The sequence below is a fragment of the Mesorhizobium sp. MC2-1-1 genome, assembly GCF_057597255.1.
Window position 1 is genome coordinate 5,827,474 of the sequence record NZ_CP195205.1, and the last position, 13,045, is coordinate 5,840,518.

General features: G+C 59.6%; 7 protein-coding genes. 2 read left to right on the forward strand and 5 right to left on the reverse strand.

Translation table 11 applies throughout. From position 1 onward, the window contains the following. Positions 1 to 2 precede the first annotated feature (2 nt). Positions 3 to 986, reverse strand: coding sequence for an NAD(+) synthase (nadE, locus tag ACR64R_RS28520; protein WP_487359549.1), 984 nt, complete (start codon positions 984 to 986; stop codon positions 3 to 5). After that, the gene (locus ACR64R_RS28525; RefSeq protein ID WP_487359550.1) at positions 983 to 3,625 is read right to left on the reverse strand and encodes an AMP-binding protein; all 2,643 of its coding nucleotides are present in this window, start codon (positions 3,623 to 3,625) and stop codon (positions 983 to 985) included. The genes nadE and ACR64R_RS28525 overlap by 4 nt, the downstream gene beginning before the upstream one ends. A gap of 233 nt (positions 3,626 to 3,858) precedes the next feature. Here ACR64R_RS28525 and ACR64R_RS28530 point away from each other — a divergent pair, with 233 nt between their 5' ends. Continuing rightward, positions 3,859 to 4,878 (forward strand): NAD-dependent epimerase, encoded by a 1,020-nt coding sequence (locus tag ACR64R_RS28530; protein ID WP_487359551.1) that lies wholly within the window; start codon positions 3,859 to 3,861, stop codon positions 4,876 to 4,878. Between the two features lie 938 nt (positions 4,879 to 5,816). Here the strand turns inward: ACR64R_RS28530 and ACR64R_RS28535 are convergent. Next, positions 5,817 to 8,498, reverse strand: coding sequence for an EAL domain-containing protein (locus tag ACR64R_RS28535; protein WP_487359552.1), 2,682 nt, complete (start codon positions 8,496 to 8,498; stop codon positions 5,817 to 5,819). A 418-nt stretch (positions 8,499 to 8,916) separates the two neighbouring features. Between ACR64R_RS28535 and glmS the strand changes: the two genes are divergently transcribed. Next, positions 8,917 to 10,740, forward strand: a complete 1,824-nt coding sequence (gene glmS, locus ACR64R_RS28540; protein WP_487359553.1) for a glutamine--fructose-6-phosphate transaminase (isomerizing) — start codon at positions 8,917 to 8,919, stop codon at positions 10,738 to 10,740. A gap of 1,121 nt (positions 10,741 to 11,861) precedes the next feature. On the opposite strand, the gene ACR64R_RS28545 is transcribed toward glmS, so the two are convergent. Both ACR64R_RS28545 and ACR64R_RS28550 read right to left on the reverse strand, forming a co-directional pair. After that, entirely contained in the window at positions 11,862 to 12,785 is a 924-nt protein-coding gene (locus ACR64R_RS28545; RefSeq protein ID WP_487359554.1) for a diacylglycerol/lipid kinase family protein, read from the reverse strand. After that, positions 12,782 to 13,039, reverse strand: coding sequence for a hypothetical protein (locus ACR64R_RS28550; protein WP_487359555.1), 258 nt, complete (start codon positions 13,037 to 13,039; stop codon positions 12,782 to 12,784). The genes ACR64R_RS28545 and ACR64R_RS28550 overlap by 4 nt, the downstream gene beginning before the upstream one ends. Between the last annotated feature and the right edge of the window lie 6 nt (positions 13,040 to 13,045).

The following is a 13,045-nucleotide window of genomic DNA, read 5'->3' on the forward strand; positions in this document are numbered from 1 at the left end:
GCTCAGTCCACATCCATAGGCACGGATGGCAGCGGGCGAGAGTGTAGATACCGTGCGCCGCGGCGTTTGGCTTCGATGTCCCTGAAGACCTTTTCGACCTGGCTGCCGGTGAGGCCTGCGGCCGCGGCGACTTCGTCAACGCCTATTCCATGATTGATGCCATAGAGGCACAGATCCGTCAGTTGATAGGGCAGGGCAAAGTAGAATTCCTCCTGACTTTGGGCCAGCGAGAATGTGTCGGTGGTTGGGGGCCTTCGGCGGATTTCCTCGTCCACTTCGAGATATTCAGCCAGCTGATAGACCTGGGTTTTGTAGAGGTGGACGATTGGCAGGAAGTCGGCGATGCCGTCCCCCTGTTTGACAAAAAAACCCTGGTCATATTCGAGCCGGTTGGGGGTTCCGGCCACCGCGTAACCGAGACGGTCCGCATGATAATACTCTGTCATCTTGCGAATGCGCTGCTTGTAGTTGGTCGCCGCAACAATCTGTAGATAAGCTGCGAGCGGTAGTCGCACTGTGTTGGTCTTGCCGTCCGGGTCCTGAACTGTGAGACGGGTGATGTTGAGGCCCTGACTCTCCAGGATCGAGGTCAACACCAACTTGCATTTCCAACCTTCGCCATAGTCAGGAACGACGGAGCGGATAGCCTCAATCTGTCGTCTATACGCGCCTATGGCATCGAGTGCCGGAGCGATGTCTTCAATCAAGGTGGCAATGCCGAGCTGGTCCGCTATCACGCGTCCCAGCCTCAGGGAGTCTCCGGAGGAGTCTCGCTCCGGCATGAATATCCCGAGCACCTTGTCCTTCCCGAATGCACGTACGCACAAGGACGCGACAACGGAACTATCTATGCCGCCAGACAATCCTACAACCACGCCGCGCCGCCGGAGCGTGACCAGAACCTGCTCGCGTATCGACGATATGATGCGGTCCGCCTCCTTGGCGGGGTCCAATTCCAATGCTTGCCTGTTGAATGTCGAAATCACGCTGCTTGGGCCCCCAGTTGCGTAGATTCGGCTGGCGTATAAGTCTCCAGAACGGCTTTTTCGATCAGCGGTCTGTTGATCGCGACATGAGGCTCCGCGACCAGATCGATGTGGCTGCCGACGATCGGGACAACCTGAAGGTCGCTGAAGACCCGATCCCAACCAATGGCGAGCGACATGCCCGGACGGGCACAGCGAAACAGCGTGCCATGGATGGCAAGTGCCGCCTTGGGTTCCTCCAGCCAGCGGAAAAACGCTTGAGCCCTCAACACTTCCTGCAGCTCGAGCTTGATGCGGAAGCACGCCCCATTGAACTGACCATCGGTATAGCGGTCGATCGCTTTCGCGAGGCCGGCTTCATGGCCGATCCTTACCATGATTTTCGCCAGGGCGCGGCATGCGACGCGATGAAATGAGATGCGGTTCGAGCGAAGCCGGCGCATCGTGCGGGCGACCGTATCCCAGAGGCGGCTTCGCTCCCCCTCGAGGCTGGTGTCGAGAATGCCCACGAACTTTACGGACCGGCCAGCCTCAAGCAGACGCACGGCGACTTCCATGGCAACCGCTCCGCCGAGCGAGTGGCCAAGAAGCCGAACATTTCCCGAGGGCTGGACGCGATTGATCTGTTGGACCGCAGCATCCGCCATGCTTGCCAGATCACGCTGCCCCTTGAGGATCATTGCGAGACCTGGGTAGCGAACCGGCACTACCTTGGCAGTGGCCCGCATCGCCGATGCGAAGGCGGCAAGGCTTGGGCCGTAGCCAACCGATCCGGGAAACAGGAAAAGCAGCGGCGGATCATGATCCGCGGCGGCTTTGCCAGAAGAAGTCGTTTGCGCCGCGACAACCGCCGTCACCATCTCGTCCGCGGTCATCCCAACCGTGAAGCTCTCAAGGCCCAGCTCCTGGCCGACCAGCGTCTCGATTTCCATGACGCAGTGCAGCAGCTTGAGCGAGTCCCCTCCAGCTTCATCCCATCGCCCTGCGGCTGCTTGTGTGTTGAGAACCTTGTGCCATGCCTTTTGCACCACCTGGTGTACTTTGAGGTTGCTTGTCGAACTTGGTGGATCGGCGACTATGATCGGCTTCTTGGCCAGATGATCGATCTTCCCGAGTTTCGCTGTGTCGACTTTTCCACCGCTAACAAGCGGGATGTGGTCCACCCGGTGTAGACGCAGTGGCCGCAATGCTGACGGCAATGCGTTTGCAATCAGCCGACGAAGGTCGTCGATGAACTCTGGGCCAGCAGCATTGTTCGGAATTGCAAACGCGATAAGTTCGTTGGCCTCCGTCACCACCGCTACCGCGTCCTGAACGCATGAGGCCGATCGCATCACCCTCTCGAGTTCGGCCGGCTCAATGCGTCGGCCGTTGATCTTTATCTGGCGACCTTTTCGGCCAATGATTCTGAGCAGGCCGTCGCCGCCCAATTGCACGAGATCGCCGGTCGCAAAAATCCGCTCATCTGGGGTGGCCGGATCTACTTCGGCAGGAACTAACGCGCCATTCTCCCAGTGCCCGAGGAGCACGTAAGGGCTCTTTACGACGAGCTCGCCCGTCATGCCGGCGGGGGCAGCACGGCCCTCCTCGTCCATGATCGCAAAGGATAATCCCGGTAGGAGGCGCCCAACCGGCACATTCGCCTCGTCGCCTGGCGGTTCAGGGGGCAAAAACCACTGTGATCCGGTCGTTTCTGTCGACGAATAGCCGATCTGAACAAGGCAATCCGTTGAAACCGCTTTTCGCACAAGCGCAATATCGCCCCACAATATCTTTTCGCCACCGATTCGGACTACTCGGAGCGAGGTGAACATTTCAGGGGGAGCGCCAGCCAGGAGCGTGCGGAGCAAAGCGGGCACCATGTACGTGATGGTCGTGCCATGGATCCTGGCGCGAACGCCGCGCAAGCCGATTGCTTCCAAGTCGGCGAGCTGCAAAGTGGCGCCTGTGAGGACGGCTGCCAGGATTTCGCGACAGCCGGCAATCGTGGCCGCACCTGTCAAGGGAAGAAAGACATCCTCTGAATTGATGTGACATGCATCGACATATTGTTGGACACGCCAAAGCAGGGCGCGTTGGCTGTTGACTATGCCCTTGGGTCGCCCCGTGCTGCCTGACGTATAGAGAATAATCGCCGGCTGATCGACCGAGGGCGACGGAAGGGGGGGGGCTGAAAGGCTATCGTCCGGGAGCAAGCATGCCGCCATATCGAGCCATTCGACATCGGCAGGCAGGTCATCAGGCCTGTCGCCCGGGCCCAACATCGCGAAGAGGCGGGCTGCTGACACAATTTCCATGATCCGGGCGTCCGGATTCCTTGCGTTAAGCGGCACCGAAATCCGCCCGGCGGTGATCGTTGCCAGCATGGCGACAATGTTCCAGGCCGGATTTGGCTGGCAGATACCCACCGTTCTGCCTTCGGGCACAACCGTGGCTATCCGGCGGGACACGTTTTGGACTGCCGCGCCGAGAGCCGAATATGAGAGTTCATCGACGCCATCACGGATTGCGATTTTATCGGGATGTCGCCTCACGACGCTCTCCAGGTGAGTGCCGATCCCAATACCCGCAAACCCGACCGGCAATGGCAGATAGGGGCGCAGGACAGGCCCTTCACGATCGAGTGCGTAGGCAGGCACTTCAGTCCACCCCGAGGCCCCCAACGCAAGAGGGGCCTCATCAAGGTGCTGATCCGCCGCGGTTGCTTTCAAGTACGCCGGGAGCATGGCCTGCCTGAACTAGAGGTAATGTTCGGTTATGGAACGGCATGGCGGAACTTTCATCGATCATTCTGATGATGCGCCCTGGGATGAATAGACGCGAAGTGAACACGCTCGCTGGATTAGGCGGACTGTAATTTCGGGGACATTCGATGGAACCAAGCAGGCCCGTTTTGATCACTGGAGCAGCCGGGTTCATCGGCTTTCACCTTTGCCGAAGGCTGCTTTGCGACGGCTGGAAAGTCGTCGGGCTCGATTCCATGAATGACTATTATGACGTCAACCTCAAACGAGCCCGGCTCGACAGGTTGCAAGAATATCCGCATTTCCAATTCCAGCATGTCGATCTCGCCGATTGGCACCGCGTTTTGGCGCTTTTCGGCTCCTGCGACCCAGAAATCGTCGTCAATCTCGCGGCTCAGGCCGGCGTCCGCTATTCGCTGACCAATCCTCACGCCTATGGGGAAAGCAATCTCAGAGGGTTCCTCAATGTCCTTGAGGGATGCCGTCACGCTTCGGTTCGCCACCTGGTGTATGCGTCCTCGAGTTCGATCTATGGTGGCAGCACCCGGATGCCGTTTTGTGAGAGAGATTCCGCTGACCATCCGTTGAGCTTGTACGCCGCCAGCAAGAAAGCCAATGAACTGATGGCTCATACCTACAGCCATCTCCTTGGACTCCCGACGACGGGGCTGCGGTTCTTCACGGTTTACGGGCCATGGGGCCGGCCCGATATGGCGTTGTTCATCTTCACCAAGGCCATACTTGCCGGTGAGCCGATCGACGTTTTCAACCACGGCAACATGCAACGTGATTTCACCTATATCGATGACATCGTCGAGGGCGTGGTGCGTGTGATGGAGCAGCCCGCAAGAGCCAATTCGGAATGGAGCAGTGCCGCGCCTGACCCTGCCAGTAGCAACGCGCCCTTCAGAATTCACAACATAGGCGGCAGCTCCCCGGTTGAGCTCAATCGATTAATCCAAGTTCTGGAGGATGCTCTAGGCAGAAAGGCCAACCGCAACCACATGCCCCTTCAACCCGGTGACGTGGTGGCTACCTACGCTGATGTCAGCTCCCTAGAGAAGGCAACCGGGTTCAGACCTACGATCCCGGTTGAAATTGGAGTCCCGCGTTTCGTCCAATGGTATCGGGACTTCTACCAAACCTGATGGGGGTGCCTGCCGAAGAACGGAAGCAGCCACAGCTAGGAGCAGGCTCGCCTGTTGTAGGACCTCAGCGTCGTTATGAACCCGATGCCCTGCACGCATAACACAGTTTTCACAGCCCGTGCGCCATCGAGGTTCGGGATCGGCGCTGTAGATGATAGTGAATTATCTGCTGTTAGTTCACGCGTCGAGACTATTGTCGAGCAGCGCCGTTCCCATGCAACGGGCAATTGGCGATCCTAGACCCCAAAAAGCGGCCCGACAGCTCCTTCGTTGGGGTACGACTCGTGAACCATCGGGCCTAACCGACCTGGGCAAGGTCGGCTGACCTCAAAGTACCACCGTCGCCTAATTTATCGCCGTTCAAACAGACGATGTCGACACGAAACGATCTCTGCCGCCTCCTTCCATCGTCATAATCTACCGATCGAGAGCCCGACCAACCAGATGCTTGTGGCGTTCAAAAATTCGCAGTTTTTCCGGATATCCAAGGCGCAATGTTGCGCCGCAAGCAGGACATTCGAAGGCGGCGATGACCTTGAACCATGAGCCTTTCCGAACAATCGGATGGTGGCACCGTGGGCATTCAAAGCTGAGCTTCTCATCGTTTAGATACTGAGGGATTGGCACTGCAATCGCACCGTTCAATTTCCCAGCCCAGCTGCGAGCAAAGGGCGCCCCGCTTGGCGTCTTGGTTAACGAGGTCTATTCTACCCGTGGCTCCAATGATCCGGCGGGCCAATTGTTTCACGCCATGGACCAATGCTAGGCGGCATCGGACCTCGGTCTGGAACAAGTGCATCGAAAGGCGATCGGCTGATGGAACCCGTATTGCCTCTCAGTCGCCAGGCTATGGGGCCACTGGGTGCGAAGACCCTCCTGCTCACCGCGCCGGCATGGGTCACGTCACCTGCGACAGTCAATTCCCGTGGCCGAGAGGTCTAAGTGTCACGCCCTCGCAGCAAACGCACAATTTCCTCGGGAGAGACGGGCCTGCTGAAATGGTGGCCCTGGATCTCATCGCAATTGTTGCTGCGGAGGAACTCTACCTGCTCCTCTGTCTCGACCCCTTCCGCCACAACACGCATACCGAGCTTTTGACCGAGTGATATGATGGCGCTCGCCACAGCCCGATCCTCTGGGTTGCGGGCAACGTCCTTGATAAAGGATTTATCGATCTTGAGTCGGCCAACTGGGAAGGTTTTGAGGGCACTGAGACTTGAGTAGCCCGTCCCGAAATCGTCGATCGAAATCCGGACACCTAGGGCCCGAAGTTCATTCATCGTCGAAACTGTGAGCTCAATGTCCTGCATGATAAGGCTCTCAGTAACTTCCAGTTCCAGGGAGTCACCCCCCATCTGGCTTTCGCCAAGCGCGTGGACCACACGTTCAACCAGGTTCCTTTCCCTGAACTGACGGGCAGAGACGTTCACGCAAACGCTGATCGGCGGCAATCCTGCGTCCCGCCACGCCTTGTTCTGTCGGCAAGCCTCATGGAGGACCCAATCGCCAATCGGCACGATAAGCCCTGTCTCTTCAGCCGTGGGGATGAAGCTCACTGGGAGCATTGCGCCGAGTGTCGGGTGAGTCCAGCGGATCAACGCCTCGACTGCGAACACGCGTCCGCTGCGCAGATCCACCTGCGGCTGGTAGAGCAGCACGAACTCGGAGCGAGCCAGGGCATTCCTCAGTTCCTCTTGCAAGAGGAAGCGCTCGTGCGCTCTGGTGTTGAATTCAGGTGCGTAGAACTGAAAATTATCGCGCCCCACTTGTTTTGCCCGATACATCGCCGCGTCCGCATTGGCTATGAGGGTCTCCGGGACCGTCCCATCTTTAGGATAGTTTGCGATGCCGATACTCGCTGTCGTCCTTACCCAACGGTTGCCCAACTGAATCGGCTCGGCTATTGCCGTGCGCGCTTCCTGGAGGGTTTCTGCGATAAGATCGACGTTCTTGGGCTGGTCGAACAGGACAAGCACAAACTCGTCGCCGCCAAGCCGAACGACGGTATCAGTCGATTTCACGCAAGCCACCATTCGCTCGGCCAGGGTCTGGAGTAGCCTGTCACCGGCATTGTGACCCAGCGTGTCGTTGATGAGCTTGAAATTATCCAGATCAATGAAGACCACTGTAACCCATCGATCATATCTTTGGGCATGCAGGATCGCCTGCGACAGCCGGTCCCCGAGCAGCGCTCGGTTGGGAAGGCCCGTCAGTACATCGTGGTTGGCCATGAAGTGGATCTGGTCTTCAGCCACTTTCCTTTCAATCGCGATTCCGGCGATGCGAGTGGTGAAGTCGATCAGGCGCGTTTCAGCTTCGGCGGGTGAGCGTGCCGTCATGGAATACATTGCAAAGACGCCCAGAACTGCGCCTTGATGGGAGATGATGGGGGTCGACCAGCAAGAGCGATATCCGTAGCCCATTGCCAGATCGCGATATTCCTCCCACAGCGGGTCAAGCGCAACATCTGTCACGATCACTGGCTCGCGTCGAAACACAGCAGTGCCGCAGGAGCCGACCTTGGGTCCGATGGCGACCCCATCAATGGCCTTGATATAGCCTTTTGCCAAGCTGGGAGCAGCGCCATGACGCAAGTGCTTGCCGTCCTTGTCGAGAAGCAACACAGAGCCGAATATCCCGGTGAGTTGGGATTCCATCAGAAGCACCAGGCGGCCAAGCACCTCCTCGAGCGGCACTCCCGTTGCAATCATCTCGAGGATCTGGGCCTGTCCATCCCGCAACAGGTCCGCCTTCTTGCGCCCGGTGATGTCATGGGCGATGCCAACCACACCCAGGATCTCATTTTGCTCGTTGCGCAGCGGCACCTTGGTCGAGGAGAGCCATTTGCCCGCGCCTGAGGCATCAACGACGAATTCTTCCTTGTCGAAAACCGGTTGACCGGTTTGCAGGAGATGCAGTTCCATCGCCCGAAACTTGCTCGCCAGGTCGGGGGCATGAAGATCGAAATCGGTCAACCCGATCATATCGCTGGTCTTCGCCCGGCCACTGTCGGTCGCGAGCGCCCGGTTGACCACAATGAAGCGGCTTTGCGCGTCCTTGACCCAAAGATAGTCCGGGACCCAATCGATCAACGTCTGAAGGGATATCCGTTCATCGGCAATCTGACGCGTTGCCGCCAGCTCCGTGACGTCCTCATGGGTTGAAATCCAACCCCCGCCCGCCATCGGCTGGTGACAAACCTGTATTATGCGGCCGTTGGGTAGTGTGGCAGTCCACGTTCGCGGTCCCGTATCCGAATTGACCGACCGGGCCAAAGCAAGATAGGCATCGACGGACATCGCGCAGGTGCCGGCAGCGATGCGATGCGCTACAATTTCCCCGAGCGGCATACCGGTAAGCAAGTGGTCAGGAGAGAGCCGGTAGATCTCGCAGTATCGGCGGTTCGATAGTATCAGCCGCTCTTCGCCATCAAACAAGCAGATGCCTTGTGAAATGTTATCGATGACCGTTGAAAAGCGCTGCACTTGGGCTTCGAGATGTTCGATCTCCACCTCAAGATCGACGCCGTGCACACTGAAGGAACTTCTCGCCAACTTAGCCAGCGATGCAATTTCTTGCGCTTCCGAATCCCTTGCGGCTTCCCAGGGCAATTTCTTCAAAAGGCAGGACCTTCGGTCTGTTGGCGAGCACGAGACCGGCTCAAGGCTAGCCTCGAAACGTTATCGAAAGCTCACCGCCCTCATGTAAATGCCCCAGAATGGGTCCCGTCAGACAGCGGGTTGTCATTCACGCAAACTACTCTTTGACGGTCAGCCGCTGCGCGTCTGTGGCTGTCTGTTGAGGAGTGGCCCGTTCGAACCGTTGGCGCTATCCGCTATTGATCTGGAGGAGCCGTTCCGGAATTTCCCGCTCCGGTAGCCGAGCATGCTCGAATGAACCTCGAGGGGTCAGGCCGTCCGAGAGTTCCGCACCGTCCTAAGTACCGCTCCTTCAAACGAACGATCAGCGCCGCGTCAAGCGGGCGTATTATCGTCGCTAAAAGTCCAGGCCCGGTATTCTCATCGGAGGGCAAGCGCGATGTGCGGTATCGTAGGGATCGTCGGCCGGCAGGAAGTCGCGCCGCTTATTGTCGATGTGCTGAGGCGGCTTGAGTATCGCGGCTACGACTCTGCCGGTGTTGCCACCATCGAGAAGGGCGAACTTGGCCGACGCCGCGCCGAAGGCAAGCTCGTCAACCTCGAACGCCGGCTGAAGGACGAGCCGCTCGGCGGCACGATCGGCATCGGCCACACGCGTTGGGCGACGCATGGCGTGCCCAACGAGACCAACGCGCATCCGCATTTTTCCGATGGCGTTGCCATCGTCCATAACGGCATCATCGAGAATTTTGCCGAGCTGCGCGACGAACTGATCCGCGATGGCTACAGCTTCTCCTCGCAGACCGACACCGAGGTCGTCGCCCATCTGGTGGCGCGCGAACTCGCAAGGGGGCTGAAGCCGGTGGAAGCCGCGCATGCGTCGCTAAAGCGCCTCTCGGGCGCCTTCGCCCTGGCGATCGTGTTCAAGGGGGACGAAGACCTCATCGTCGGCGCCCGCAACGGCCCGCCGCTCGCGATTGGACATGGGCGCGATAAAATGTTCCTCGGCTCGGACGCCATCGCGCTGGCGCCCTTCACCAACTCGATCACCTATCTCGAGGACGGCGACTGGGCGGTGGTGCGCCACAACAGCGTCACCATCTACGACATCGACGGCAAAAAGGTCGACCGCAAGCGCCAGCAGTCGCTGTCGACCAGCTTCATGGTCGACAAGGGCAACCGCCGGCATTTCATGGAAAAAGAGATCCACGAGCAGCCGGAGGTGATCTCGCACACGCTGGCGCATTACGTGGATTTCGTCTCGGGCGTGTCGAAGCCGCTCGACCTGCCGTTCGACTTCGCCAGGATCGGCCGGCTGGCGCTCTCGGCCTGCGGAACCGCCTATCTCGCCGGGCTGATCTCGAAATACTGGTTCGAGCGCTATGCCCGTCTGCCGGTCGATATCGATGTCGCCTCCGAGTTCCGCTATCGCGAGATGCCGCTGTCGGCGAACGACGCGGCCTTCTTCATCTCACAGTCGGGCGAGACCGCCGATACGCTGGCCTCACTGCGCTATTGCCGCCAGGCCGGCATGAAGATCGGCGCCGTCGTCAATGTGCGTGAATCGACCATGGCGCGCGAATCCGATGTCGTGCTGCCGACGTTGGCCGGGCCGGAGATCGGTGTCGCTTCGACCAAGGCTTTTACCTGCCAGCTCTCCGTCCTGGCCGCGCTTGCCGTCCGCGCGGGCGTGGCGCGCGGCACGATTTCGCGCGAGCAGGAGAAGCAGCTCGTGCGCGAGCTTTCGGAGGCGCCGCGCTTCGCCACCCAGGTGCTGAAACTGGACGGGCAGATCGAGCGCATCTCGCGCGAGCTCTCGCGCTACAAGGACGTGCTCTATCTTGGCCGCGACACGAATTTCCCGCTGGCCATGGAAGGCGCGCTGAAACTGAAGGAAATCTCCTACATCCATGCCGAAGGCTATGCCGCCGGCGAGCTGAAGCACGGGCCCATCGCGCTGATCGACGAGAACATGCCGGTGATCGTGATCGCGCCGCATGACCGTATCTTCGAAAAGACCGTCTCGAACATGCAGGAAGTGGCGGCGCGCGGCGGAAAGATCATCCTGATCACCGACAAGAAGGGCGCGGCGCAGGCCGGCATCAAGACGATGGAGACGATCATCCTGCCCGAGGTGCCGGAGATCATCGCGCCGATCATCTACGCGCTGCCGATCCAGATGCTGGCCTATTTCACAGCGGTTTTCATGGGCACCGACGTCGACCAGCCGCGCAACCTGGCGAAATCGGTGACGGTGGAGTAGCGCAGAACACCGCACTGGGAGTGGCCATTCCTGCTTACTGAACAGCCTGCGACGCGGCGATCAGCTTAGCCAAGGCATGCTGCGGTCTTCAAATCTTACGATTGCAGGCCTTGTCCAGACCCTAGCAGTCACGTCTAGGGTGCATAGCGAAGGCCAGATCGGTGCGTTGTAGAATGCGTCATGCCAGAGTGCCGGCAGACTTGCCGGAACTACGAGTTGGCGTCGCCGCTTGGAGTAAGAAGCACCATCCAGTCCGCCGCCAGGAGTTTTATATATTTCGGTCCGAGCGCTCGGGGCACTCGGAAACAATTCGGCCAATCCAACGAGTTGCTCAAGAAGAAGGGACCTGTCCATTGTCGAACCCGGACAGGAAGGTCGTGCCATACGCGCCGCAATGAAGCGCTCCATGGAAGCGCTGATCCATCGTGCCCTTTGGGGGCGGTCTATGCGGCAGCCGAAGCGCGCGAACAGCTCGGGGCGTCTATCTCCTCGCGGGCGGCACCAACAAGCCCTACCGCTGCAAGGTGGCGATGACGGTGCGTGTTACGTCCCCGCGCGAAACCGTTGCAGTATTGTACCGCACCACTCCGCCGCTACCGGCCGGATAGCCACCGGCCGAGCGCAACCGCGGCGACAACGGAAAGCGAGAACAAGGCGCCGACTATCCAGATGCGCCGCGAGTGCGGAACTGACGGCACCGGAGGCAGTGCTGACGGCTTCGGCACCAGCACGACGGGCGCCGGCATGCCAGTATGGGCAGTTTTGCCTGCGAGAGGTTTGTTCATATACCTGCCCCACTCGCCCTATAACAGACAAGAGCCGGTCTGCGTTCTTGATGCGCGTCAAAACGTCGGGCGCAGAACTCTCTCGGTGTTGCGGCGGCAAACCTTCGCGGACGCCCGCGCTGATGGGCGCGGTTTCGGTGAACGCAGCCGCGGCACTGCAGTCGACATAAGGACGAGCGAGAACAGTCGGCTGTGCTTCCCGAAGGCGGAACGGACGCAGATCGGGCCCAATGCGGGCACGTCACTGGTATTGATCTCGATGTTTTCCGGATCACCTCGGATGGCAACGGCGGTAAGCGGACTGAGTCGCTGCTGTGAGGGAGAACAGGGGTACGCTTAACCCCCCACGGGTGCCGCGGTTTTCATGGCGGGCGCGATCACCCGCAACGATCGCGGCCGAATTCGGTATTGCAACGGCGGTATCGCCTCAACTGTCTCGCCGTCCAGCGCAATGCGCAGGTGTCGTCGGCGCGATCTGATCTCCAGTGTTTGAACCCTGAATAGCTCGACATCTCGGACTGGGTCGATCAACCCCAGCACAGCCTTGAACGGCAGCAGCGCGAGCCCCAGCCAGGACTGAGGCTTCACGACGTAGACGCACAGCTCACCGGACGTAAGATTGCCGCGGTGGCCGAGCGCGCGCAGATCGTAGAAATTGTTGCCAACGAACACGCAAAGCGCCTTTTGGCTTCGCTCGTTACCGATCGAAATCCTCACCCTCTTCCACGATGAAGCCTTGAGCGTGCGGACGAGCGCCGGACCGAGCGCGGCAAGCTTTCCCACCCCCAGCCGCTTCTGTTCAACGCTCCGTTCGGCGACAAGAAACGGATAAATGCCGATCGATGAGTTGTTAAGGAAGACCATGCCGTTCACCTCCGCAACGTCGATCTGCTCCACATGGCCCGCGGCGATTGTGTCCATGGCCGCGCCCAGATCGTTCGACAAACCGAGATCCCGGGCGAAATGATTGAGGGTGCCGAGTGGCAGAACGCCCAGCACGACTTCCGTTCCCGCGACCGCTGATGCGGCGGAACCAATGGTGCCATCACCGCCGCCGATCACGAGCGTCTTACGTTTGTCGCCGGGTGATTTCGCCATGGCAAAGCTATGGGCCATCTCCGCGATCTGGCTCCCGCCCGCCATTCGCACCTCGGCTTCCAATCCGCGCGTCTGAAGCCCGTTTCGAACGAATGCTTGGACATCGTAGTCGGCGCGCTGGATAGTGCCGGCGCTTGCATTGAGGAGGACCAGGACAGTCATGTGCGCCACTTGCGAAGGAGTGAAACCTGGTATCGTTTGCCCGTCTCATGAGGTCCGTTCGCGTCGGGCTCCGCCTGCGATACCGTGAAGAGGGGGAAGCGATTACCCAGTTGTTCTTCGACAACGGACCCGATCCAGAGTTCCGTCAGATGGCCGTTTCGAAGATCAATGTCGGTCGCCCAAACGCGAAGCACGAAGCGCGAACTGACCTCGCCCGTGTCGCCGCGCGGATGGACGAGCGTGAGGCTCGGCAAGCGCCC

Coding starts and splice junctions, on each gene's coding strand:
- ACR64R_RS28530 (WP_487359551.1), top strand. CDS start 3,859: ATGGAACCAAGCAGGCCCGTTTTGATCACTGGAGCAGCCGGGTTCATC.
- glmS (WP_487359553.1), top strand. CDS start 8,917: ATGTGCGGTATCGTAGGGATCGTCGGCCGGCAGGAAGTCGCGCCGCTT.
- ACR64R_RS28545 (WP_487359554.1), bottom strand. CDS start 12,785: ATGACTGTCCTGGTCCTCCTCAATGCAAGCGCCGGCACTATCCAGCGC.